Raw genomic sequence first — 25,656 nt, forward strand, 5'->3', positions numbered from 1 at the left:
ATTTTGTACAATACTCCGCTCTTTGCTCCTATGTACTGTATATTCAAGTGCATTTCCCTCTATACAGCTCGGGATTTGCGTGATAAATTAATGAGAACTATTTGCCATTATTAATAACCGGAGTGATGAATATAATGACCCAATCAGACCATACATCTGCTCGTTCAGCTTTTAAGATACCGACTTCTGATGTGATGACACAGCTGCCAACGCAATTTTTTGCTACCCTTGTTCAAAATGTAAATCGTGAAATCGCAAGTGGACATGACGTGATTAATCTGGGTCAGGGGAACCCGGATACACCTACACCTCCTCATATTGTGAAAACACTGCAAGAGTCGGCTGAGAATCCCCTCTACCACAAATACTCCCCTTTTAGAGGGCACTCTTTCCTGAAAGAAGCTGTCGCCAAACGTTATAAGGAAGATTACAACGTTGATCTGGACCCCGAGACTGAAGTAGCCATTCTGTTCGGAGGCAAAACCGGATTGGTTCAGTTACCTCAGGTCCTGCTTAACCCCGGCGACACCGTTCTCGTTCCAGATCCGGGCTACCCGGATTACTGGTCTGGTGTTGCGCTCGCCAAAGCAAACATGTCATTTATGCCTTTGCTGGAGTCCAACGCATTCCTGCCGGATTACGAAGCTGTTACAGCCGAAGATCGGGAGAATGCCAAGCTGATGTTCCTGAACTATCCCAACAACCCAACGTCAGCAACGGCACCCCTTTCGTTCTACGAAGATACGGTTGAATTTGCCATTCAAAATCAAATCGTCATTGCCAGCGACTTTGCTTACGGTGCAATTGGATTTGACGGACATCGTCCAGTAAGTTTCCTGCAAGCCCCTGGTGCCAAAGAAGTGGGGATTGAATTCTATACGTTATCCAAAACATACAATATGGCTGGATGGCGTGTTGGATTCGCACTCGGTAATGCAGAGATTGTCTCTAAAATCAATCTGCTTCAGGATCATATCTATGTCAGTCTCTTCGGTGGAATTCAGGCTGCGGCAACGGAAGCACTTACTGGCTCACAGGAATGTGTTGCCTCACTGGTTTCACGCTACGAATCGCGTCGCAATACGTTTTATGACGCTCTTTCCTCGATTGGCTGGCAAGCTTCGAAACCCGCAGGTTCATTCTTCAGCTGGTTGCCTGTACCTGCCGGTTATACCTCCGCTTCATTTGCAGACTTGTTACTGCGAGAAGCCAAGGTAGCCGTAGCCCCAGGTATTGGTTTTGGTTCGCATGGCGAAGGCTATGTGCGCGCGGGACTGTTAAGTGATGAAAACCGATTAAGCGAAGCTGTCGAGCGGATTGGTAAGCTGAATTTATTCAAGTAATTTACAGGACCATAACCCCTTTGCATATGCCAAGTTTCCATGGTATGTTATAAGAAATATTGAACGAAACGTGATGACGGGACCAGTAAGAGAATATCAGTCGCGCCCAGAGAGTAAATTCCACCCTGCTGAAAGAATTTACCGCGGCTCTTCTCTGAAACCTACCCCTGAGCGGCCTGTTACGTGCAGGACAGTGCCTTCTGTTACAGGGCATGAAGCCGGATGATCTAATCATCAATAAAGGTGGTACCGCGGAAGTAACGAACTTTCGTCCTTTTTAACTAAAGGGCGGGAGTTTTTTTTGTACCCGCTAAAGCCTGCTCCAGAAGCACTTATTAATCATGTTTAAGGAAGTGAAACCATGACTTCACGTATTGTAGTTAAGATTGGAAGCAGCTCGCTTACAACGGAAGAAGGCGGTCTGGATCGCAGTTCGATCACTTTTTTTGCCGGAGAAATTGCAGCATTGGCTGATCAGGGCCATGAAGTACTTCTGGTCACCTCAGGAGCGGTAGCGGCCGGATTCCGGGAGATCGGTTACCCTCAGCGCCCCAAACTGCTGCATGAGAAACAAGCCGCAGCGGCCGTTGGGCAGGCATTACTGATGCAGGCATATCAACAGGCTTTTGCAGCGCACCGCGTTACTACGGCGCAAATTCTGTTAACTCGTACAGACTTTCACAGTCGTAAACGCATGGGTAATGCAGGCATGACTGTGGAGGAACTGCTCAAACAGCGAGTGATTCCGATTTTTAATGAGAATGATACGGTGTCGGTGGACGAATTGAAGTTTGGTGATAACGATCTGTTGTCCGCATTGGTTGCAAACCTGGTGAAGGCACAGCATCTGATCATTCTTACCGATACCAACGGCCTGTACACCGCAGATCCGCGCAAAGATCCAACTGCCGTGCGTTATGACCGTATCCCCGAGATCACGGCGGAGATCTACGCTTTTGCCGGCGGTTCAGGTTCAGCGGTTGGCACAGGCGGAATGCGATCCAAAGTTGATGCAGCCAAGGTAGCTACACGTGGAGGCGTACCCGTATTTGTGGGAAGTGTGAAAGAACCCGGAGATATGCAGAAGGCAGTTGATGGCACGGGCAAAGGAACTTACTTTGAGACACGACTCGCTTCGTTATCCCGTAAAAAGCAGTGGCTTGGCTTCATGTCTACTCCGCTGGGAACCGTCGTTGTGGATGATGGTGCTGAAGAGGCACTTGTCCATGGGGGCCACAGTCTTCTACCTGTAGGGGTCAAGCGGGTACTGGGAACATTCCATGCCGGAGACGTCGTAGAGGTCATTGGAATGGATGAAACCTTGCTCGGTCGCGGTATTGTCAATTATGATGATGACCAGCTTCGACTCATTGCCGGACTTCCCAGTGGGGAAGTGATGAAACAACTCGCTAGCATCCATAGACTTGAGGTTATTCATAGAGACGAATGGATTACGTTAAAATAACTATGAAGCTATATAGTGGTTAAAATTTTAACTTTATATATATGAGGAGGAATTACGATGAGTGAAGTCAGAGAAAAAGCCAGCAAAGCCCAAGCAGCGGTTCCACAGCTGAACCGATTGAATACAGAACAGAAAAATACGGCCCTGCGTGTCATGGCAGATGCTTTGATTAAGGGAACGGATTCCATCATTACGGCAAACGCCGAAGATCTGGCACGCGGCAGAGAACAAGGTACGCCGGAATCCATGCTGGATCGGCTCGCACTTAATAAGGAGCGCATTGCTGGCATTGCTGAAGGGTTACGTCAGATTGCAGATCTGCCTGATCCAGTCGGCGAAGTGTTAGAGACATTTACCCGTCCAAACGGATTACATGTTGAAAAATTAAGAGTGCCGATTGGCCTAATTGGCATCATCTACGAAGCTCGTCCTAATGTAACTGTAGACGCAGCCGGATTATGTCTTAAAACAGGTAATGCAGTGCTTCTGCGCGGCGGCTCCTCTGCCCTGTCCTCCAATCGTAAAATTGTGGAGGTGCTGCATCAGGCACTCACAACGACAGACATGCCTGCTGATGCTTTGCAATTGGTTGAAGATGCAGATCGTGCTTCCGTAGATGAGATGCTCAAGTTGAACGGACTGCTGGACGTCATCATTCCACGCGGAGGAGCTTCCCTCATTCGTAATGTGGTTGCCAACGCAACGGTACCTGTCATCGAAACTGGAGCGGGCATTTGCCATACCTATGTGGATGAATCAGCCGATCCAGTTATGGCAGCCGAAATTGCCATCAATGCCAAGGCACAACGTCCATCCGTATGTAACTCCATGGAAACGTTGCTTCTGCATACCGCATACGCGGAAGAGCATCTGCCTGCTCTTGCCGAGCAATTCCGTGAGGCCAATGTGGTCTTAAAAGGTTGCGACACGGTGCGCCGTCTTGTTCCTTCTGCCCTTGAGGCAACCGAGGAAGACTATGCGACCGAGTACAACGACTATATTTTAAATATCCGGGTGGTCGAGAACCTGGATGAAGCGATGCAGCACATCGCACATTACGGAACCAAACATTCCGAGTGTATCGTAACCCGGGATACAGCCCATGCAGAGCGCTTCATGCATGATGTGGATGCAGCAGCCGTCTATCACAATGCGTCCACACGTTTCACCGACGGATTTGAATTTGGCTATGGAGCCGAAATCGGAATCAGCACTCAGAAACTGCATGCTCGTGGACCGATGGGACTACCAGCACTGACTTCAACCAAATATCGGATTACAGGCAATGGACAGATTCGTCAATAATATCCCAGCAACAGTTATATAGGAGGAACGATAAATATGAGTCAAGAGCAACAGACGTTACTACAACAGAAGATTACTTTCCACGGAGCAGGCGCGATGGCTGAAGCCATCGTGCGCGGACTGATCTCCCGCCTAGTCGTTCGTCCTCAGGATATTACGATGCTGAACCGCAGCAACCAGAAACGTCAGGAGGAGCTCAGCACCCGTTATGCTGTACATACCGGAACTGCCTCGCAATCCTTGGATCACCTTGCCTCCACTCCGGTCATTGTACTCTGTATGAAACCCAAAGATGCTGCCGCAGCGCTGCGCGAACTTGGGCCACTGTTATCACCGGATCAACTGATCGTATCTGTCATTGCCGGATTATCAATCCGCACGATGCAGTCCTTGCTTGGTCGTAAACAACCGATCGCGAGAACCATGCCGAACACATCCAGTACCATTGGACTCGGTGCAACCGGGCTTGCCTTCTCTGCGGAGATTACGGATGAACAGCGTAGTACGGTGATGACCATGTTTGAAGCGGTTGGTATCGTAACCATCGTACCTGAAGATAAACTCGAAGTGCTCACTGGGATTTCCGGAAGCGGCCCTGCTTATGTATACTATTTAATGGAGGCCATGATTGCCGCAGGTATTCGTGGTGGCTTATCCAGCCAGCAATCTCGTGATCTTACTGTTCAGACGGTGCTGGGCGCGTCACGTATGGTACAACAAACCGGTTTGGAACCGATGAAACTTCGTAGTGATGTGACATCCCCGGGAGGGGCGACCCAAGCAGCACTGAAGACGCTGGACGAAGGAGATTTCTTTGAAAATGTAATCGCAGCCGTCAACCGCTGTGCAGAGCGCTCACGGGAGATGGGAGCTGCTTTGGAAGGGGATTTAAAATGAATAACATGTGCACAGCCACATATCGTCTGCATGATGATCATGCAGACTTTCGCAAGAAGGCTCAGTCTATCGCGATTGGCATGACCGTGGGTAGCTGGACTGAGTTGCCGCAAGCCCAGCGTGAAGCGATGCAGAAACATCTGGGTGAAGTAATCAGCGTAGAAGTAAATGAAGCTGAAGGAATAGCTGCGGGTGAGCGTTACGCCGATATTACCATCGGATATCCTGATGTTAACTTCAGCCGTGATATCCCTGCCCTGCTCGTGACGGTCTTTGGCAAAATCTCAATGGATGGCCGAATTAAACTTACAAAGCTTGGTTTCTCGGATGGCTTCCTGAGTGCATTCCCGGGACCCAAGTTTGGACTGAATGGTGTTCGTGATCTGCTTGGTGTACATGATCGTCCACTGTTAATGAGTATCTTTAAGTCAGTTATCGGACTGGATGCAGATGAACTGCGTGAACAATTTATTCGTCAGGCTCTTGGTGGCGTTGATTTGATCAAGGACGATGAGATTCTGTTTGAGAATAAATTGACACCTATCGAAAAAAGAGTCGAGGTCTGCATGAAAGCTGCCGAACAGGCACGCCAGGAGACCGGCAAGAAACTTCTGTATGCAACCAATCTTACAGGACCTACATCTCGTCTGAAGCAACAAGCTGAACGCGCTATTGGTGCAGGAGCCAATGCCCTGTTATTCAACGTATTGTCTTACGGATATGATGTGCTGCATGAACTCAGCAGTGATCCTGACATCAATGTGCCAATTATGGCTCACCCTGCTCTTGCAGGTGCACTGTATCCTTCACCACATTACGGCATGTCCGCTTCGGTTGTACTAGGCCAGTTGATGCGTCTTGCGGGTGCCGATCTGGTGCTCTTCCCTTCTCCTTATGGTTCGGTTACGATGCCGAAGGAAGAAAATATGGCGATCACGGAGCAATTACTGACAGCCGATCTGCCAGTACGAACCAGTATGCCAGTGCCTTCAGCCGGTATCCATCCAGGCCTTGTACCGCTCATTTTGCGCGACTTTGGCACGGATGTCATCGTTAATGCTGGTGGCGGTATTCATGGACATCCTATGGGCACTGAGGCAGGCGGACGTGCATTCCTGCAAGCCATTGAGGCAGCTCAACGTTCCATTCCACTCGCGCAGTATGCAACCGAGCATCCGGAGCTGAAAAGTGCATTGGATCTGTGGGGTGGCGAACGATGAGAAGTGATAAAAAAACAGTCATTTTCTGTGACTTTGACGGTACGATTACGCTCTCGGACAATATTGTCGCAATCATGAAACATTTCAAGCCTGAGGGCATTGAAGCGATTATGAAAGATACAATTGAGCAAAAAATCTCGCTGCGTGAAGGTGTTGGAGCCATGTTTGCTCTGTTGCCTGCATCGCAGAAAGATGAAATTGTGGAATTTGTGCTTGGACAAGCGGGGATCCGTGAAGGATTCAGCGAGTTTCTTGACTACGTTCGCAGCGAAGGTATCGAATTCAATGTGACCAGCGGTGGTATGGACTTTTTCATTGAACCGTTACTCGCACCATTTCATATCCCGCAGGATCATGTCTATTGCAACGGAGCTGACTTCTCGGGTGAAACCATTAAGATTGAATGGCCAAATCCCTGCCAGCCTCCTTGTGAGAATGGCTGCGGCATGTGCAAAACAACAGTCATTCGTACCTTCCCGGAAGAACAATACAATCGAATCCTTATTGGAGACAGTCTCACAGATTTTGAGGGTGCCAAAATTGCCGATCTCGTCTACTCCCGCTCCATTTTGACGGATAAATGTATTGAACTTGGTGTGGACCATGTGCCATTCGTTACCTTTTACGATATCATCGAAGATATGAAACAGAAGCAAACACAAGGAGTGCTGTAAACGATGGGCTTTGAAAAGATTACATTGGAACACAAACGTCAGGTCCTTGAAGAACTGGCTGATATTAAAGCGTTGTTTGCCGGTCGTAACTGGTTCCCCGGAACAAGTGGCAATCTGTCGATGCGTGTAGGAGACTTTGAACCGGAGCAATTTTATTTTGCGGTTACCGCCTCAGGCAAAGACAAATCACTTCGCACTCCGGAAGACTTTCTTTTTGTGGACAAACACGGCAAAGCAATTGAAACAACAACGTTGAAACCAAGTGCCGAAACGTTGATTCATTGCGAAATCTATCGTTTGACGGGTTGTGGTGCTGTATTCCACGTGCATACTGTGTTTAACAACCTGATCAGTGAATTCTTTGGAGCAGATGGACACGTACCGATTCAAGGAATCGAATTGATCAAGGCTTTCAACATTTGGGAAGAAAATGCGGAGATTCGTGTACCCGTCCTGCCTAACTTTGCAGATATTCCATCTATCGCTGAATTGGTGCCAGGTGTACTTGATGCCAACGTACCAGGAATTTTGCTGCGTAACCACGGCATATATGCGTGGGGCAAGGATGCTTTTGAAGCGAAACGTCATCTGGAAGCGTTCGAGTTCTTGTTCGAAGTGATGTACCGTCAACTTCTGCTGAAGGGCGCTACGAAATAGCAATCATTTATTCGAAATCAAAGCTGTACAACCAAAAACACGCCAGAGGCTGATATACCTAGCCCTTGGCGTGTTTTTCTGTTATGGGATAACAGCGATTGAAAGGTTGCTCTGTCATCGTAGTGTCAGTGTAAATAATCTTTAGGTCACTCTACAGTCGATCATCCCGATCCTTGAATAAAAAGAGACTGTCTGCTCCCTCATCATTTCGATGAGCAGCACTTTGGATACCCGTCCCCCGTTGCTTGCCAAACAGCAGTTTCAAGCCGCCAAAAATGAGCAGCAAGGATACAATGACGGTGTTTAAATAGGAACGAATCTCGTATGTCATAAATGCATTAGGGAAGAGCTCATTCAGCTGTGGAATGACAAGCCGGATCGTCAGGTAATATAGACCCAGCGCGGCAATCCCGAAACCAATCAGACGCTGATGGCGGGCCCAGTCCTTGAAGATCGGTTGATCAACCAAAGGCTCGCGTCCATAACGACTGGAGCACTGTAGCCCGTCAAAGAAGCTGTAGAACCAGATTAACGGAATCATGAACAGAAACACAGATAAGTGAAGCAGGTCCAGAACATAGATACTGCCCAGGAACAGGAACATTAATTGCATGCCTCTTTTTTGTAATCCCAGATATAGATGACCTGCACCTGGAAAAGCAGATAGCAGCGTTGCAAGCACTTTGCTACGTCGTCCGGCTACTCTGCCCATCTCCAATTCCTCGAATAATGTCCGATCCTGTAATATCTCACCAGCCTGCTTACGGTGGACGTGCTGCACCGCATCAAACATGCAGTATACCCATATTACGGGCAGTATGAGCAGAAACATTAAAAATACGGATTCATTGGTGATCGAAGCCACAAAAACCATCATGGCAAATGAACCAAAGAACGCCATCAGGAACGACAACCCACGATGTAACAATCCCAGATGAAGATGTCCCAATCCCGGAACAAATGAGAGCAAAATGGTGAAGAACCGTTCACCCTCACTGCCTTTTCGGTACATGGGTTGACCATAGGGGCCCTCAGGATGGCCATATTCACCACCTGGATGTTGATGCAGCTCATCTTCATTCATCTGCTCCATAGGCCCTTGCTGACCCATGTATGCTCCCTGGTAGGCTGCCCCTTGGTGTGGAGGCGCTCCATAAGCCGCACCGTATCCCCTATAATGTGCTTCTCGGGCAGAAGGTGTACGGAGCAGAACAATAACCATATCCAGCATGCTGATCCCCCAGAAGAAAGCAGCAAAAAGTGCACCGAAAATCAATAAATCTTGTTCATTAGTGACCATGGCTAACATGAATGAGCCAACAGCTGTTCCGAAGAAAAGCAATGGATAGATCACAGCCCTTGCAGCCCGTCCCCAATACATGAAACCGAGACCTGGTATCAGGTTTAATAGAAATGCGAGTAATTTGTTACGATCTGAGTGCACAGTCGTCATCCTTTCTTTTCAGGCAATGCGAAACTATTTATGGTTTAGGCTTGAGGTTATCCAGCCATGAAGTGGCTGCCTCCGTCCATTTCTCGGTAAAAGACCCTCTGTGGTCGCCATCCTGGAACTTGTGATAGGGTGCTACCTTGTCAAAAAGTCCAGACGAGAGGAAGATCAATGTCAAACAGGCCGCTACCGCGTAATGGAACACTTTATGATCAAGCCAGCGCCGATTTCGTCCAGCACGGGGTTTGCGTTGTACCTTGGGTGATTGAATGCCCTCAATCCGATGCATGACTGAATCCGCAAACCCTGTTGGGTCATGTAGCGAAGGCAGTTCTCCATGGATACCAAGCGCTTCCAGATAGATGTCCATCGCATCCGGATCTTCCATCAGAAGCTGTTCCATTTGGTTCGCTTGAGTTTCACTCATATGGCCTTCAATATAATCAGTCCATTGCGCAGCGGTATACTTCTCCTGTTTACTCACGCCATTCATCCTCCTTCCAATGTTTTCGAATCCACTGCCGGGCACGATACAAGCGGGATTCCACAGTCTTCACAGCCACCTGTGCATCACTGGCAATCTGCTCATAATTTTTTTCGCTTAGATAATACGCAGTGATAATGTCACGATGCTGAGCAGGCAACTGATTAATTCGTTCGCGAAGTTTATCCTGACGCTCTTCACGAACGAGACGGGTAAGAACGTCTTCATCCCGTCCGGGCATATTGATTATTTTTTCTTCTCCACCCAGATCCTCAGCAGTTCGTCTGCCCAGCTTGCGTTTGGCATCAATCGCTTTGTGAAAGGCAATTCGGGTTAACCACGTTTTGAAACCTTCAGAACGGTAGTCGGGGAGAGACTTATACATCTGTATGAACGCCTCCTGAGCTGCATCCTGTGCTTCCTGATCGTTCCTGAGTACGGAATAGGCCACATGGTATACATGCTGGCTATATTTATCAATCAGAGTACGCATCTGGGAAGTATCTCCTTGACGGATTTGTTCGATTACGCGCGCTTCATCAATAACTCTCCCCTCCTCTCCAATACAATAGACGACAGCTTGTGCGTTAACCCCTGCGTGATCTATCAAATTTTTGTAAAACAAAATGAAATCATTGCCTGAAAGGTTGATGTTGCTGATCACTCATCCAATCTTTAATCCAAAAAAAACAGGCACAGAATGACTTCTGGCCTGTTTCTTGTCCCTGCCTACGCTGGAATTAACGTCCACCATTACGAAACCGCTGCGTGTACGCCTTCGCGTCTTGAACGGTCTTGACACGATTGCGACTCCACTCAAGCAGGATTCGATCGATATACCGGAAATGTACTTTGCCTGCAAAAACCGCTTCCTTCAGAGCCATTAGAATCAATTCCTCTTGATAACGGTCCTGATCCAACCAGCCGGATATCGTCTCACACTCCATTGGAGAGAGCGGACGTCCAAATTCTTTTTCAAAGATGGAGAACATGTTCCGTTCTTCCTCTTCTTTTTGAACACTGTTCGAATCTTGACGTGCTGTATTGATACTCTGCTGCTCCGCACGGAATGCGGCTACTTCTTCAGCAGTGCACGCTGCAAGCTTGGCATATAATCCATGTAAATCATATCGCTCGTACTGGATGTCCCGTTCTTCGTCACGGTGCTCGTCAATAGCAATATACCCATCCCTCATCAGACGTTGCAACATTCTGGCAATGCCTTCTGGTGCAAGTCCCATGCGCGCCGCAAGCTCTTCAAGCGTGGGAAACTCATTGAACTCTGCCTGACGGAATCCTAGCAGTTGAATCAGAAGAAGTACTTCTGCATCTGATAGGCCAAGCTGGTGATAAAAACGTAACAAGGCATACGGCAGATGGGCTGTACCCGAAGTCATGCCATAAGCTGCTCCATCCAACCAAGCTTTGGAAGTGGTGTCTTCCATAGACGCTCCTCGGTTAAGCATTAAGGGTACAGACGATAGAGCATACGTGGGAATGCGATTGTTTCACGTACATGATCCAATCCACAGATCCATGCTACCGTCCGCTCCAATCCCAGACCGAAACCGGAGTGAGGAACCGATCCGTATTTACGCAAATCCAGATACCATTGGTAAGCTTCATCCGAGAGATTGTGCTCCTCAAAACGTTGTTGCATCAATTCCGGATCATCGATACGCTGCGAACCGCCAATAATCTCTCCGTAGCCTTCTGGTGCAATCATATCAGCACAGAGAACAACTTCTGGACGATTCGGATCTGGTTTCATATAGAATGCCTTGATTCCAGCAGGGTAATGCGTAATAAAGACCGGTGTATTGTACTTCTCAGCAATTGCTGTTTCGTGCGGTGCACCAAAGTCTTCTCCCCAAGGAATATCAAAGCCTTGTCCATGCAGGAATTCAATCGCTTCATCATACGTAATACGCGGGAATGGAGCTACGATGCCTTCAAGTTTGGATACGTCACGACCGATAGATTCCAGTTCTGCACGGCAGTTTTTCACCACGGACTGAACGACATGAGCGATAAATTTCTCTTGCACGCGCAGACTTTCCTCGTGATCTACAAACGCCATTTCCGGCTCAATCATCCAGAACTCAATCAAGTGACGACGTGTTTTGGACTTCTCTGCGCGGAATGTTGGACCAAATGAATATACTTTGCCCAGAGCCATGGCTGCGGCTTCCATATACAATTGACCACTTTGTGTCAGATAAGCATCTTCATCAAAGTATTTGATGTGGAACAGGTTCGTTGTACCTTCCGCAGACGATGGTGTCAAAATCGGAGGATCAACTTGTGTGAATCCGTTACCATCAAAGAACTGCTGAACAGCGCGAATAATCTCTGCACGAATCACCATAACAGCACGTTGCTTCGTAGAACGAAGCCACAGATGACGATGGTCCATCAAGAAATCAACACCATGCTCTTTAGGCGTAATTGGATAGTTTTCAGTCAGGTGAATGATCTCAACCCCTGTAACAGTCATCTCGTAACCGGACGCACTGCGAGGTTCTTCACGAATAATACCTGTAACATACAAAGAGCTTTCTTGTGTCAGGCTCTTGGCATTGTTCCAGATCTCTTCACTAACTTCACTTTTCACAACAACCCCTTGGATATATCCGGTTCCATCACGTAGCTGCAAAAACTGAATTTTACCGCTGGAACGTTTGTTGTTAATCCAGGCACCGATTGTTACGGTTTCGCCCACATGCTCGTTCACATTACGAATTACACAATTCGTATTCATGCCCATATCTCCCCTTGGTTCCTGAATTTGAAAATGCAGCGGGCAGGCATATGCCTGTCCTCTGCACTTCCTTGTCATTCTATATTTACTTTACAGTTAGATTACTGAGAATTCAATACGATTCGGTGTGTATCACGTGCAATTACCAATTCTTCGTTTGTTGGCACAACGAGAACTTCCACTTTGGAATTCGCTGTTGTGATCCGACGTGGTTCGCCGGAACGAATGGCATTCAACGCTTCATCCAGTTCAACACCCAGATAAGTGAGTTGCTCACATACTTTTTGGCGAAGTACAACGGAGTTCTCACCTACACCAGCCGTAAAGACGATCACGTCTACACCGTTCATTGCAGCTGCATATGAGCCGATGTATTTACGCAGACGATATTCGTACATTTCAAAAGCAAGCGTGGAGTTGGCATCACCATTCTCCATACCTTCCGTAATCTCACGCATGTCACTGCTGATTCCGGAGATCGCAAGCAATCCACTGTGTTTGTTTAACATGGAGTTCACTTCGCTTACGCTCAGTTCTTCCTTGTTCATTACATAAGGTACGATGGCTGGGTCAAGGTCACCAGAACGCGTTCCCATCATCAGTCCTTCAAGCGGAGTCATACCCATCGAAGTATCAACGGATACGCCACCTTTAACTGCTGTTACACTACCGCCGTTACCGACGTGACAAGTGATAATTTTCAGATCTTCCACTGGACGATCCAGATATTCAGCAGCTGCCTTGCTTACGAAATCATGGGATGTACCATGTGCGCCGTAGCGACGTACTTTATATTTTTTGTAAAGTACACGCGGAATAGCATACAGATATGCTTTTTCCGGCATCGTTTGATGGAACGCCGTATCAAAGACCATTACCTGTGGCACACCAGGCATATTTAATTCAGCCGCACGAATACCCATCATTGCTGCAGGGTTATGAAGTGGAGCCAAGTCGAACAAACGACGAATTTCAGCTTTGGCAGCATCATCTACCAATGCAGATTCTTTAAATGCTTCACCACCGTGAACAACACGGTGTCCAACAGCTTGAATTTCACTTACAGAATCCAGTACACCATTTTCTTTGTGAGTCAAAATATCAATGACTTTACGGATCGCTGTTGTATGCTCCAGAATCTCACTAACTTCTGTAACATCCTCACGGCCTGTCGGTTTATGTGTCAGAATGGAGGAATCCATTCCGATCCGTTCTACCAAACCTTTAGCCAGTACAGATTCGTCAGTCATATTATACAGTTGATATTTGAGCGAGGAACTCCCCGCATTAATTACGAGTACTTTCACAGTCGGTCACCATCCTTGTCGTACTTGAAGAATCCTTCGCCTGTTTTGGCACCCAGGTGTCCTGCACGCACCATTTTCTTCAGGACTGTAGAAGGACGATATTTCAATTCTCCGAATTCACGGAACATTCTTTCGAGTGCAGCTTCAACAGAATCCAATCCGAAACGGTCAGCCATTTCGAGTGGTCCATGCTGGAAGTTATATCCGATACGCATTGCATCATCGATATCTTCAGCAGATGCAACACCTTCTTGCAATACATGCAACGCTTCGTTAATCAGCAGACAGATCAAGCGGGAAGTTACGAATCCAGGTGATTCATAGATCATGACTCCTTTTTTGTCCGCTACTTCTTCAACAAAACGTCTGGTCTCTTCGAAAGTTGTATCCGAAGTTTTAAGTCCACGAATAATCTCTACAAGATCAACCCGGGATACCGGGTGAATAAAGTGCATACCAATAACACGCTCTGGGTATTTGGTCGAGCTTGCAAGCTCGGTCAAACTCAGCGTGGATGTATTACTTGCCAGAATGACATTGCTTGGACAAACTTGGTCCAGTTGGCTGAATACTGCTTTTTTCGCATCCAGATCTTCTGAAATCGTCTCAATGACCATGTCGCAAGTTCCAAGTTCAGCTAAATGAGCTACCTTGGTAATGCGGGAAAGAATCAACTTCTTCTCCGCTTTTGTAATCGCCCATTTCTCCAGTTGTTTATCCAGATTGGTTTCGATCATGTCATATGCATGATCCAGCTTTTGTGTTGTATGCTCCACGAGAAGCACATCAAGTCCTTTGGCTGCGAGCATCTGGGAAATACCTTGCCCCATCGTACCGCCGCCGACAACTCCTATTTTTTTGAAAAACATGGTTCTGCTCCATCCTTTCGGTTCTCTATTTCTCTATTGTACCCTGTTCGCCGAAAATTACAAATTTCGACCCAACATATAATAATATCTTAGCACGAGTGAAATGTAAAAAAAAATAACCAGCATAAATAAATTATGCTGGTAGAAGGGCACTGTCACGAAATTGACAACGAAATTGCTCGCCAGACAAAACTTCCTCACGAATCAAGATGTCGAGTGAATTGTCGAAAATTGTCCGTTGTTCTTCAAGTAACCGCTTTGTCTGTTCCATCAGTTCTTGCAGAATTAATTTATTCTCTCGCATCAGTTCCTCGGTTGTGACCATATCCATGTTCACAATACCAAGTGAAGTCAACCCCGAAGCCATCATCGTCTGTACAACATTGGTGGCCTGATCAAAGTCATTGCGTGAACCTGTGGAACGACCACCGTAGTACATTTCCTCCGCAGCTGCTCCTCCGAGTGCAATCATGATCTGCTCTTCCAGAAAGCGCTTCGTATAGAGGAACTGTTCCTGTTGCGGGTTATGACGTACATATCCCAGCGCCTGACCACGCGGACTAAGTGCCACCTGGCTAACACTGCCTGGACGAACGAGTTCAGCCATAATGGCATGTCCCAACTCATGAATGGCGACCCTTTTCTTCTCTTCCACGCTCGACTCACGGTCTGTCTTCTCACCCATCATGACTTTATCAATAGCCAGGGATAAATGCCGCTGTTCGATGTTTAACAGCCCGTCTCTCATGGCGTATATTGCTGCTTCGTTCATCACACTTTCGAGCTGTGCACCGGAGAAACCATATGATTCTTCCGCTGTTTTCTCCAGATTAACTTCCTTCAACAGAGGTTTGTTCACCGCATGCAGTTCCAGAATATGCTTTCTGCCCTTTTTGTCAGGCAAGTCCACTTGAATGTGGCGGTCAAAACGTCCCGGTCGCGTCAGGGCGCTATCCAGCATCTCTTTGCGGTTTGTTGCAGCGATAACCAGAATTCTTGGCGTATCGGAAGAATAGATTCCATCCATTTCCGTCAGGAGCTGATTCAGGGTCTGATCATATTCACGCTGTTGACCACCCTCACGTTTCCCCCCGATGACATCGATTTCATCGATAAAGATAATAGCGTTTTCCTTATTTTCCTTGGTGGCACGAGTTCTCGCGTCCTTGAACAAATCCCGAATTCTGCTGGCACCCACACCAACATACATTTCCACGAACTCACTACCCGATGCTGCTACAAAAATAGAATCGGTGTAATGGGCAGCAGCCTTGGCCATCAACGTTTTCCCTGTCCCTGGAGGGCCCGTCAGCAAGATCCCTTTTAACGGGCGAATCCCGAACTTCCGGATTTCTTCATGTTTGATGAGAAAGTCAAGCGCTTCACGCAATTCCTGCTTAGCACTGTCCTGTCCACCAATTTCTTCAAAAGTAAGCTTGGAAGGTCCTTTTTTCTTCCGTTTACGTTCCTGTGCAGCGCCTACTGTAATCCCGCCACGCATTTGCATCATGAACAGCAAAGCTCCGACAAGCACTGCTGCAATCAGGATCGGAACAATATTAACACCAGTAAAAGCAAGGAAAATAATCAATACGGGAAAAAATCCGATGGCAACTTCTTTTGTCCACTTAGGCATTAGGCCACACTCCTATCTGACCGGGCACACGCGGCAGAATAATAAACTTGCTGGCATCTCCGTCTCTGAGACTGACATATACATTGTTGTCATCCATCGCTGTATTTACCTTAATTCCATTCGTCGCCATCTTTGACAACGTTGGTGTAATCTCGGTGTATTGCTTGTTCTCCATCGCCTGAGCTACGGTGAACATCGCATCACCCCACCAACTTTCCAGTGCTTCACTGGAATGATCCACAACATCCAACTTTAGTGAGCGTGTTCCAATCAGGGTCTGTCCTTCTTTGTGAATATATTGTACCAGTCTGCCCAAATCAACATCAGGTTGCAGATCAAGTTTCAATTGTACGTCATTGCGGTTAATAGTTAATTGAACGTCATTGACTCCATCGTACTGGGTTACCATTTTTTCAATCGGATTCTGCACAGCCACCTGACGATATACAAACCAACCTCCAAACAACACAACGGCTGAAATGACGGCAGTTATAGCAATAGGCAATACTTTTAGCTTCAAGTGAATTACCCCTCCCAGATTTTGGCCCAACCTACTGGCTTATTGGTATATACGAATATGTGCACATTGACTCCTGCGAGAATTTCGACAGGATTATTTGTTTTGAATATAACTTTGAGTACATATCTGAGTATATCACATCGTATATACAATTTCGAAGGCGAAAATATGAATAAATTATTAATTTTAACTATTTAAATCAAAAATGTTTACAGACAACACAAAGAACCGGTTCAGTCGGATATCCGTCTGCCGGTTCTTTCATTTCTTTAATTCTCTAGTTATGTCGCTCTATTTGTTCTAGCTGTTCGGGAGTGTATAGACCAGGTCCACCTGTTCTCCGTTGCTAAAACGATAAAAGCGATAGTGGTTATGCGTACCGTCTTTATAATACACTTGCCACACATATATTCCATTCACAACTCCGGGCATGATTCGTTTAATCTCACCGGCAGGAACTTCAGAACTGAAGCGATTGCGTATCTGCGCTTCGGACATGCCATTCTGCAGCAGCTCACTGTGTACAGCGTTTGCACCCTTAACCGGTTGATTGTTTGCGTCGAACTTAACCCAGACCATAACATCCTGGTTATCCTTGTTTTTGCCGATCAGGGTCCAGTAGATGTTGTCAGAGCCTTCTTTGTCTCCCCAGATGTACTTACGCAATTCATCATAGGATGTAATGCCCAGTTGCTCCTGTGCTGCTTGTATGGCGAGCGCTTCTTCCTTGCGTTGGTCCTGCGTGACATGAACGTAATAACGCTGAAGTCCAAACAGAATCAGAACCAGTGCAAGCAGCGAAATCCATATCCACTTCTTTTTTTTCTTCAAAAGCCGAACTTCCTTTCCCTATGATGCTGTCCTGCAATTAACGAGCAAGCAGACCATCAAATGCCAATTGAGACTCACGCAAAATGCGTTCTTCATCCAGCGTCAGACATTCGCCATGTTTCACTACTTGTTTTCCATCCACCCATACGTGTTCAACATCTTTGGCAGAAGCCGAGTAGATCGTATGTGAGATCAGGTCTGTATGTGGATAGAAATGTGCCTGTTCAATGTTAAGGGCGATAAAATCAGCCTTCATGCCAACCTGAAGTGCTCCGGTATTATTCAAGAAGATGGATTTGGCACCGTATGACGTTCCGAGTAATAACGCTTCGCCTGCTGGCACTGCCGTCGGGTCACCAGATACACCTTTGTGGATCAATGCAGCCAGTCTCATTTCCTCGAACATATCCAGGTTGTTGTTGCTTGCCGGTCCGTCTGTTCCGAGTGACACGGTAACTCCTGCTTTCAGCAACGCAGGTACCCGCGCAACACCGGAAGCGAGTTTCAGGTTACTTCCCGGGTTATGGGATACAGCCACATCATGACGGGCCAGAATCTCAATCTCTTCATCATTCAGATGCACCGCATGTGCAACCAGGGATGGACGAGAGAAAAAGCCCAGTTTCTCCAGATGTGCCACAGGACGCAGTCCATAATCAGCCACGTTCTGCTCGACTTCACGAAGCGTTTCCGACATATGTGTATGAAGGGGAAGGTTTAGGTCGTTCGCGACCTGCACAAGCTTCTCTATGTAGTCAGGAGGGCATGTATATGGTGCATGTGGCGAGATTACGGTTGTAATGCGACCATCTGCCTGTCCATTCCACTCACGCGCAAACGCAGCCGACTCCTCCAGCTTCCGCAATTGTTCTTCCTCCGAGCACAACCCGATTACACCACGTGCCAGTGCTGCTCTAACGCCGGATTGCTCCACAACTTTGGCAACTTGATCCATGTGATCGTACATGTCCAGGAAAGCTGTAGTTCCGCCTTTCAACATTTCAAGCACCGATAGCGAAGTTCCCCAATATACGTCTTCTGAAGTCATTTTCGCTTCCATCGGCCACATTTTTTCCTGCAACCATACTTGCAATGCAAGATCGTCTCCGTGCCCTCTGAGCAACGACATCGCTGCATGACCATGCGTATTGATCAGACCCGGCAGGAAGAACAGTCCTTTTCCATCCACTTTGGTACAATTTTTGTCTTCATCCGGCAATGTCTCACCAATATGCACAATCTTGTCATTCTCAACAACCATGTATCCGTGGACCACGTTCCATGTTGTGCCGCCTTCATTAACAGCAAATTTGCCATTGTGAATTACCCATCTATTTGTTGTCATCTTCCTCGTCGTCCTTTCCAGTATCCAAGTAATAGGCCAAACTAAGCAGATCTGTTGTAAAGTCAGCATGGTGAATGCGGATATGCGGCGGTGTTTTTAGAATGGTTGGTGCAAAATTAAGGATCGCTTCAATTCCTGATTCAATAAGCTGATCGGCTACATTTTGGGCTTCCGTATCCGGAACCGTGATAATTCCGATGCGAATGTTTTCCATTTTAACCGCTTCCGTCAATTCATCCATTGGTTTTACCGTCAAACTGTTGATTTGACTACCTATCTTCGGTCCATATGCATCAAATACAGCAACAATCTTCATGTTGTCTTTCAGATATGCGTTGTAGTTGGACAAGGCTTGACCGAGGTTACCCGCTCCTACCAGAGCTACATTAATTTGCTGATCGATTTTGAGAATGTGACGAATTTTCTCGATCAGATAGGATACATCATACCCGATCCCTTTACGACCAAAATCACCGAAGTAAGCCAGGTCTTTACGAATTTGGGCCGGATTCAGATCCAGCCTCTGTCCAAGCTCTTGAGAAGAAACAGTAGCCACCTCACGCTGATGCAACTCGTTCAAATAACGCAAGTATACAGGCAGACGTCGTACCACCGCTTCCGAAATTTTATCCGATTTCATTCTTGCTCCCCCTTACCAAGGCCACGATAAAATAATAGATGAAAAGATGAGCATTCTGTATAAAACTCAAAGATAAACGTGACATTTTATACAGAATGCTCCTTGTAATTTGGGTTATAAGTTCTTACGTGCAACTGCTTTAATCGGATACGGAAATATCTAATAAAGTTTAACGCCAAACGATAGTGTCATGCAATGATATAACGAACAAAACAACCATTATTTTTGTTCATTAGCAGGTTTTTCCAACCACTCGGTGATTCGTGGAACCATCTGCTCCGTGAGCATATGCTCCATTTTGGGACCAGGTAATGAATACAAAAAGAATTTACCATAATACGCTTCAATCACCCGTGTATCATAAACAATGACAATTCCTCTGTCCTTTGCTGTACGCACCAATCGGCCAAATCCCTGTTTGAAACGGATGACCGCTTGTGGCACGGACAGTTTCATGAACGGATTTTTCTTCTGTTCCTGAAGCAACTCACTCTTGGCTTCCACCAACGGATGATTCGGTGGCTGGAAAGGCAGTCGAACAATAGCGAGACAGGTTAGGGCCTCTCCCGGGATATCTACACCCTCCCAGAAGCTGCTTGTGCCCAGAAGTACCGTTGCTTTGGCATCTTGAAACCTGCGAGTCAATTTGGAACGACTTCCACTGTCAACGCCTTGCCCAAGCAACGAGATGTCGTTGCCAGACAGTGCCTCCTTCAGCGGATCATAGACCTGTCGCAGCATCTTGTATGAAGTAAACAGAACCATCATGCGTCCACGCGTAGCAATTGCCGTCTCTGCAAGTGATTGCACCAGCATATTAACAAAGTGCGCATCACCCACACTTCCCTTCACACTCGGGAAATCACGCGGAATCACCAGAAGTGACTGATCGCGATAGTTGAAAGGTGATGGCAACATCGACGTTAACAGCCGATTGTTCTCGGCCGCTTCCTGCAAGCCAAGCTGTTCAATCATGAACTGGAATGACTTATCTACCGAAAGCGTAGCCGATGTAAGCACAACACTTTTCTTTTTATCAAAAAATAAATCCTTAAGTTGTGCACTCACATCTACAGGTACGGCATACAGCTGGAGAGATTTGCTGCGGAATTGGCCGCTGGCTTCCATCCAGTACACCGTTTTGGCATCATCCATACGCATGAAGAAACGTAGATTCTCCTTCAATGTGGTCAGATCTTTCAGCAGTCCTGTAATGTCCGTGATCAGACTATCCGATTGATAATCATCCTGATCCTCTTTCACTTCAAGCAGCAATTTGTCCCCTTTGCGAACCAAATCACCCAGAGTCACATAGATCTGGTTCTCCAGATCCTGCAACTCCTGCCATTTTGCAGGTTTCTGAGATGCTTTCAGACGCAGTGAAAATTGCCCCGTCTCTCCCGGTGAAGCATCACTTCGTTCAGGCAACAGACCAAACAAGGCATCGCTCATACGATCCCACAGCTCCTTAACTTCAAGAGCGAGCGGGAACATCTGATCCACCATGGAGCCCCATTGCACCGAATTTTCATGCCCGGATAACTGCGAACGAAGCATAGGCAACTGTCCATTACGACTGTCTTTAAATAGGCGGGTCAGTGTATGAACCAAGGTGAAATATTTCATATGCATTCCAAGATGTTTACCAGCGACATCCTCCAGATGATGTGCCTCATCGATCACAAGACTCTCATAGGCTGGCAGCAGCTGATGCGCGGCTTTCACATCCGTAAATAATTTGGAGTGATTGGTGATTACGATATCAGACAACCCTGCTTCATGTTTGGCACGATGGTAGAAGCATTTACGGAACCATGGACAGGATCTTCCCAGACATGATTCGGATTCGCTCTGTACGGTCTCCCAGAAGTCCCCTCCGCGTCCGCTAAGGTTAAGTTCCTCATCATCTCCGGTTTCGGTCTGCGTAAGCCAGACGATCATCTGAGCAGCTGTGAAATAATCCTCTTTCGGTGTGGCGAATTCACGTTTATTGATTTTGTGTTCAAATTTGCGCAGGCACAGGTAATGTCCACGTCCTTTGAATACAGCAGCCTTAAACGGGAACGGAACCACTTGAGTCAGCATCGGAATGTCCCGCTCTCTCAATTGCTCCTGCAGATTGATCGTATGCGTGCTAACCATAACTTTCTGTTCTTGCTTCACACTTTCGTAAATAGCAGGCAACAGATACCCTAGAGATTTACCGGTACCCGTTCCAGCTTCGATCAAGAGATGTTTCTCTTCATCCAGGGCTTGCCTTACACTGCTGAACATCTGAGTCTGCGCTTCACGCTCTTCGTAATGATCCAGTGTATCCTTCAGATTCTCCCGAACCTGGTCCATAAACTGTTCGAAGCTTACACCATCGAGGGGGTTAGCCTCCCGCTCATCGCGTGGTGCACCAATATCGGTCCAATCACTTACATTAAGAGCAAGCTGACGATAATAGGTATGTCCGTCCAGGTCCTGAATCGGCTCTGCTTCCTTCTCACTGCGCATTCCGTCCAAAAACCAACCCAAGTCACTGTCTTCTGGTGCAAACAGGTCACTGAGGCGCTGAATCGTTATGAGCGGTAATTCCTTTAACTCATCCAGACACTTGAGTAGCACATAGGCTGTCGCCAGTGCATCACTGTCTGCCTGGTGAGGGCGATCATGTTGAAATCCGAATTCGGAAGACACATAACCGAGTTGATATGAACCCAGTGATGGGAATGTGATCTTCAGAAAATCAATTGTGTCCAGAATGCGGCCAGTGAACGGCAAATAACCGCAACGGTCAAGAGCATTCTGCAAAAAGTGAAAATCAAAAGCGACGTTGTGTCCAACAAGCACCACATCATTAAGCAGCGGAACCATCTCCATCATCATCTCTTCGAGTGAAGGAGCGTCCGCCACATCTTCATTGGTAATACCCGTTAACCCCGAAATAAACGGGGGAATCGGTACACCAGGGTTCACATAAGAACTATATATTTGAGTTATGCTGTAGTCATGATCTATGATGGCAAGTCCGGCCTGTATAATCTCACCGTCGGACTGCGTGCCGGTTGTTTCGAAATCCAATACGGCAAATTTCATTGCAATGTACGGTCCCTTCCATTCCAGTCTATGTTACAGCATAGCAAAAAAAAGGGGATTTGAAAATTAACTAACAAAAAAGCGGTGTCCCCGCCGCTATGCCAAAGGAGGGAACACCGTTTTTTTGTCGCCGAATTCCCGCTTAATGAAGGGTCGTCAGCTGATTAGCATATTGCAATTTTCCCCTGTTCAACCTGCAAGCTTCCATGTTGTACAGTGGTTCGGTCAATGTCGGGTCATACTGAAGGGCCTGTGCAAAGAGTGAACATGCAGCTTCGGGATTCGCAAGCTTGGCTTGAATACAGCCCAGGGCGTTACATACAAGCCCTTTCAAGCGAGGTGAACCCTTAAGGTACATGATCTGCTGCAAATGTGTCCCGGCTTCCGCCATTTGTTCCAGATTCAGATACGCGAGCGCCAGGTAAAAACGAGTCAATGCACTCTCCGGATGGTCGGTCACAACCCGGGAGAACTGCATGATCGCCTGCGGATACATCTGTAATTTGAAATAACCCTGACCTCGACTGAAACATTCCAGATGGAGTTCAGGCAGAGCGGTAACAGCTTCCTGTTCCGGTTCAAGGGAAGCAGGCTTATCCATCTCCCGCTCTCTCACCTGGCTCATCTTTTCTTCAAACATCAGCCATTCATCCAGCATTCCGTCACTCATCCGCTTAAGCAAGTTCCACTTTTGCAGCAATTCTTGTTTGTTCAGGCCTTCAGCGGAAGGATAGCTCTTGATAATTTCATCTAACATGTCGTTCATTTCTGCGAAAACATGCTGGAACATCGATGCATCCCCACCCTTGAAAAAATGGATTAGTGCAGTGACCTGTACTCATTTTTTGCTTCAAGGGCCGATTTCATTCTCCTTACCAGTCGATTACATAATTGTTGCGTGGACTTCCTGTTTCATCGTTTGTACAGGTTTATTCTGCCCATCTACAAATACAACGGTTGGTTTGTGAGTATTTGCCTCTTCTTGCGACATCATGGCGTAAGAAATGATAATGACGTTATCTCCAGGCTGTACCAGACGTGCAGCTGCGCCGTTAAGACATATGACCCCGCTTCCGCGTGGTCCTGGAATCACATATGTTTCCAGACGTGCACCATTGTTGTTGTTCACAATTTGCACTTTCTCGTTTTCCATCAAGTCGGATGTTTCCATCAAGTCTTCATCTATGGTAATACTACCCACATAGTTCAAGTTGGCTTCCGTTACCGTAGCCCGGTGAATTTTGGATTTCATGAGTGTTCTAAACATGGGACAGTACCTCCGATTTTTGCAACCTTATATTGTCAATCAATCTTGTTTTTCCGAATTTCACCGCAAGTGCGATGAGCAGATCGTCACGGCCTTGAACTTCTTCCTGATCTGTGAGCGGCTCCAGACTTGGAAAAGCCTGAATCTCGGCGTAGTCGATAACGGCAAGCGGTGAGGTTGCAATGTGCTCACGCAGAATACGACGGATATCTGCGGCTGTAGTAGCTACACCTGTATCTGCGGCTTCCTGAGCTGCACGCAGTGCCTTCGACAGAACCAAGGCCTGTGTACGCTGTTCTGCGCTAAGATAGACATTACGTGAACTGAGAGCAAGACCATCCTCTTCGCGAACAATTGGACAGGGTACAATTTCTACAGGCATATTCAAATCATTCACCATCTGTTGAATGACCGCAACCTGCTGAGCGTCTTTCATTCCAAAAAATGCACGCTGTGGCTGTACGATGTTGAAGAGCTTGGAGACTACAGTTGTTACTCCGTCAAAATGTCCTGGACGTGAAGCGCCACATAAGCGCTCCGTCAGTTTTGAGACAGATATCGTCGTTTGCGTTGCCTGTGGATACATCTCTTCAACAGAGGGAATAAATACGATATCCACTCCTTGTGAGCGTGCTGTTTCCACATCTCTGGCTTCATCCCGCGGATAACTGTCAAAATCTTCATTAGGGCCAAATTGAATTGGATTAACAAATATGCTTAATACCACGATATCGCTCTGTTGTCTGGCTGCCTGCATCAAGCTTGCATGACCTTGATGAAGATAACCCATTGTTGGTACAAGACCTACAACAGACGCACTGGACCGAATCGCTTGACGCTTCAAACTTAGTTCCTGTCTTAACTCTGCGATTGTCCGTAATACTTTCATGAGTTACTCCCCACCTTTTCCTTGCGTTGTCCGCCGTACAGTTGATCCAGAACACCATCCGCCGCATTGAATACATGCTCTTCGGCCGGGAACGAACGATCTTTCACTTCTTTCACGTAAGCTTCGATGCTGGTTTTGATTAATGTACCCACATCTCCATAGGTTTTGACAAATCGTTTGGGCGTATACGGAGAGGCGTATTGAACCACATCGTGGAATACCAGTACCTGACCATCACAGCCTCGTCCTGCTCCAATTCCGATGGTAGGGATGGACAGTTCCTCCGAGATCGCCCGTGCAACTTCTTCCGTAACCAGTTCAAGCACAATACCAAACGCACCTGCAGCTTCCAAGGCTTTGGCTTCGTCCATCAGACGTTTCGCATCCGCTGCATCCTTGCCCTGAATGCGGTAACCACCAATCTGATTAACCGATTGAGGTGTCAGTCCGATATGTCCAAGAACAGGCACGCCTGCTTGCACAACTGCTCTGACGGTGTCCGCTATCTCGACTCCGCCTTCCATTTTAACCGCATGGGCATGCCCCTCTTGCATCAGTCGACGGACACCCTTAAGCGTCTCATCCACGCTGCCATGATACGTCATAAAAGGCATATCAGCCACAATAAATGTCTTCTCAGCACCGCGCACTACGGAACGTGTGTGGTATACCATGTCGTCGATGGTCACCGGAAGCGTCGAATTATAACCCAGTACTACATTGCCGAGTGAATCACCAACCAGGATCAGATCAATACCTGCTTCCTCTGCTAGGAGCGCTGTTGGATAATCGTAAGCCGTGATCATGGTAAGCGGCACGCCATCCTGCTTATATTTTTTCATTTTCACAATATTCAACGCTTGTTTGTTCGCCATTTTTTTTCATGGCTCCTTTCTTCTTTTCAAATAAACGCAACAAAAAAACCTTTTAGTTTTCCACTAAAAAGTCCCGAAAAGTCAAAAAAGAGTCACTTGCGATCGTCCCTTCTGTCTCGGTCCTCTTCGGCTCAGAGCAG

24 protein-coding genes are annotated in these 25,656 nt (G+C 47.1%); 7 read left to right on the forward strand and 17 right to left on the reverse strand.

Annotated elements, in window-relative coordinates:
- The first annotated feature begins 134 nt into the window (after positions 1 to 134).
- The 7 genes from V6668_RS18735 to V6668_RS18765 all read left to right on the forward strand — a co-directional run bounded on the left by V6668_RS18735 (position 135) and on the right by V6668_RS18765 (position 7,561).
- Complete coding sequence (locus tag V6668_RS18735) at positions 135 to 1,343, forward strand: pyridoxal phosphate-dependent aminotransferase (RefSeq protein WP_338706427.1); 1,209 nt, start codon at positions 135 to 137, stop codon at positions 1,341 to 1,343.
- A 361-nt stretch (positions 1,344 to 1,704) separates the two neighbouring features.
- Positions 1,705 to 2,808, forward strand: a complete 1,104-nt coding sequence (gene proB, locus V6668_RS18740) for a glutamate 5-kinase (RefSeq protein WP_338706428.1) — start codon at positions 1,705 to 1,707, stop codon at positions 2,806 to 2,808.
- 57 nt (positions 2,809 to 2,865) lie between these two features.
- Positions 2,866 to 4,113 carry a glutamate-5-semialdehyde dehydrogenase gene (locus tag V6668_RS18745; protein WP_338706429.1) on the forward strand — a complete coding sequence of 416 codons (1,248 nt, stop codon included), beginning with the start codon at positions 2,866 to 2,868 and terminating at the stop codon, positions 4,111 to 4,113.
- Between the two features lie 36 nt (positions 4,114 to 4,149).
- The gene (proC, locus tag V6668_RS18750) at positions 4,150 to 5,010 is read left to right on the forward strand and encodes a pyrroline-5-carboxylate reductase (protein ID WP_036671976.1); all 861 of its coding nucleotides are present in this window, start codon (positions 4,150 to 4,152) and stop codon (positions 5,008 to 5,010) included.
- Positions 5,007 to 6,230 carry a 2,3-diketo-5-methylthiopentyl-1-phosphate enolase gene (locus V6668_RS18755; RefSeq protein WP_076317454.1) on the forward strand — a complete coding sequence of 408 codons (1,224 nt, stop codon included), beginning with the start codon at positions 5,007 to 5,009 and terminating at the stop codon, positions 6,228 to 6,230. Before proC ends, V6668_RS18755 begins: the two co-directional genes overlap by 4 nt.
- The gene (locus V6668_RS18760; protein WP_315371259.1) at positions 6,227 to 6,904 is read left to right on the forward strand and encodes a 2-hydroxy-3-keto-5-methylthiopentenyl-1-phosphate phosphatase; all 678 of its coding nucleotides are present in this window, start codon (positions 6,227 to 6,229) and stop codon (positions 6,902 to 6,904) included. The genes V6668_RS18755 and V6668_RS18760 overlap by 4 nt, the downstream gene beginning before the upstream one ends.
- Before the next feature lie 3 nt (positions 6,905 to 6,907).
- Positions 6,908 to 7,561, forward strand: a complete 654-nt coding sequence (locus V6668_RS18765; RefSeq protein WP_338706430.1) for a methylthioribulose 1-phosphate dehydratase — start codon at positions 6,908 to 6,910, stop codon at positions 7,559 to 7,561.
- Between the two features lie 151 nt (positions 7,562 to 7,712).
- Here the strand turns inward: V6668_RS18765 and V6668_RS18770 are convergent, their stop codons facing one another.
- The 17 genes from V6668_RS18770 to panB all read right to left on the reverse strand — a co-directional run bounded on the left by V6668_RS18770 (position 7,713) and on the right by panB (position 25,516).
- Positions 7,713 to 9,014 (reverse strand): multi-tm2 domain protein, encoded by a 1,302-nt coding sequence (locus tag V6668_RS18770; protein ID WP_100527252.1) that lies wholly within the window; start codon positions 9,012 to 9,014, stop codon positions 7,713 to 7,715.
- A gap of 28 nt (positions 9,015 to 9,042) precedes the next feature.
- The gene (locus V6668_RS18775; protein WP_338706432.1) at positions 9,043 to 9,495 is read right to left on the reverse strand and encodes a hypothetical protein; all 453 of its coding nucleotides are present in this window, start codon (positions 9,493 to 9,495) and stop codon (positions 9,043 to 9,045) included.
- Positions 9,488 to 9,988: an RNA polymerase sigma factor gene (locus V6668_RS18780; protein ID WP_152416945.1), complete on the reverse strand. Its 501-nt coding sequence runs from the start codon at positions 9,986 to 9,988 to the stop codon at positions 9,488 to 9,490. Before V6668_RS18780 ends, V6668_RS18775 begins: the two co-directional genes overlap by 8 nt.
- A 247-nt stretch (positions 9,989 to 10,235) precedes the next feature.
- The gene (locus V6668_RS18785) at positions 10,236 to 10,940 is read right to left on the reverse strand and encodes a DnaD domain-containing protein (protein WP_127549601.1); all 705 of its coding nucleotides are present in this window, start codon (positions 10,938 to 10,940) and stop codon (positions 10,236 to 10,238) included.
- Between the two features lie 20 nt (positions 10,941 to 10,960).
- Positions 10,961 to 12,256, reverse strand: coding sequence for an asparagine--tRNA ligase (gene asnS, locus V6668_RS18790; RefSeq protein ID WP_017687752.1), 1,296 nt, complete (start codon positions 12,254 to 12,256; stop codon positions 10,961 to 10,963).
- Between the two features lie 101 nt (positions 12,257 to 12,357).
- Positions 12,358 to 13,563, reverse strand: a complete 1,206-nt coding sequence (locus tag V6668_RS18795) for an acetate/propionate family kinase (RefSeq protein ID WP_036671987.1) — start codon at positions 13,561 to 13,563, stop codon at positions 12,358 to 12,360.
- Complete coding sequence (locus V6668_RS18800) at positions 13,560 to 14,432, reverse strand: 3-hydroxyacyl-CoA dehydrogenase family protein (RefSeq protein WP_017687750.1); 873 nt, start codon at positions 14,430 to 14,432, stop codon at positions 13,560 to 13,562. The genes V6668_RS18795 and V6668_RS18800 overlap by 4 nt, the downstream gene beginning before the upstream one ends.
- Before the next feature lie 133 nt (positions 14,433 to 14,565).
- Positions 14,566 to 16,068, reverse strand: coding sequence for an AAA family ATPase (locus V6668_RS18805; RefSeq protein ID WP_047843540.1), 1,503 nt, complete (start codon positions 16,066 to 16,068; stop codon positions 14,566 to 14,568).
- Entirely contained in the window at positions 16,061 to 16,588 is a 528-nt protein-coding gene (locus tag V6668_RS18810) for a hypothetical protein (RefSeq protein WP_036671991.1), read from the reverse strand. Before V6668_RS18810 ends, V6668_RS18805 begins: the two co-directional genes overlap by 8 nt.
- 300 nt (positions 16,589 to 16,888) lie before the next feature.
- Positions 16,889 to 17,419 carry a DUF5590 domain-containing protein gene (locus tag V6668_RS18815; RefSeq protein ID WP_047843541.1) on the reverse strand — a complete coding sequence of 177 codons (531 nt, stop codon included), beginning with the start codon at positions 17,417 to 17,419 and terminating at the stop codon, positions 16,889 to 16,891.
- A gap of 37 nt (positions 17,420 to 17,456) precedes the next feature.
- Positions 17,457 to 18,764 carry an amidohydrolase gene (locus tag V6668_RS18820; RefSeq protein WP_047843542.1) on the reverse strand — a complete coding sequence of 436 codons (1,308 nt, stop codon included), beginning with the start codon at positions 18,762 to 18,764 and terminating at the stop codon, positions 17,457 to 17,459.
- The gene (locus V6668_RS18825) at positions 18,751 to 19,404 is read right to left on the reverse strand and encodes a redox-sensing transcriptional repressor Rex (RefSeq protein ID WP_076250016.1); all 654 of its coding nucleotides are present in this window, start codon (positions 19,402 to 19,404) and stop codon (positions 18,751 to 18,753) included. Before V6668_RS18825 ends, V6668_RS18820 begins: the two co-directional genes overlap by 14 nt.
- Before the next feature lie 219 nt (positions 19,405 to 19,623).
- Positions 19,624 to 22,485, reverse strand: a complete 2,862-nt coding sequence (gene dinG, locus V6668_RS18830) for an ATP-dependent DNA helicase DinG (RefSeq protein ID WP_338706433.1) — start codon at positions 22,483 to 22,485, stop codon at positions 19,624 to 19,626.
- 142 nt (positions 22,486 to 22,627) lie between these two features.
- The gene (locus tag V6668_RS18835; protein ID WP_313771433.1) at positions 22,628 to 23,251 is read right to left on the reverse strand and encodes a tetratricopeptide repeat protein; all 624 of its coding nucleotides are present in this window, start codon (positions 23,249 to 23,251) and stop codon (positions 22,628 to 22,630) included.
- Positions 23,252 to 23,368: 117 nt separating this feature from the next.
- Positions 23,369 to 23,752 (reverse strand): aspartate 1-decarboxylase, encoded by a 384-nt coding sequence (panD, locus tag V6668_RS18840; RefSeq protein ID WP_017687742.1) that lies wholly within the window; start codon positions 23,750 to 23,752, stop codon positions 23,369 to 23,371.
- Positions 23,745 to 24,641 (reverse strand): pantoate--beta-alanine ligase, encoded by an 897-nt coding sequence (gene panC / locus V6668_RS18845; RefSeq protein ID WP_338706434.1) that lies wholly within the window; start codon positions 24,639 to 24,641, stop codon positions 23,745 to 23,747. Before panC ends, panD begins: the two co-directional genes overlap by 8 nt.
- A complete protein-coding gene (panB, locus tag V6668_RS18850) occupies positions 24,638 to 25,516 on the reverse strand; it encodes a 3-methyl-2-oxobutanoate hydroxymethyltransferase (RefSeq protein WP_338706435.1) in 879 nt (292 codons plus the stop codon). The genes panC and panB overlap by 4 nt, the downstream gene beginning before the upstream one ends.
- Between the last annotated feature and the right edge of the window lie 140 nt (positions 25,517 to 25,656).

The sequence above is a fragment of the Paenibacillus amylolyticus genome (assembly GCF_036894225.1).
GTDB classification, from domain to species: Bacteria; Bacillota; Bacilli; order Paenibacillales; family Paenibacillaceae; genus Paenibacillus; species Paenibacillus amylolyticus.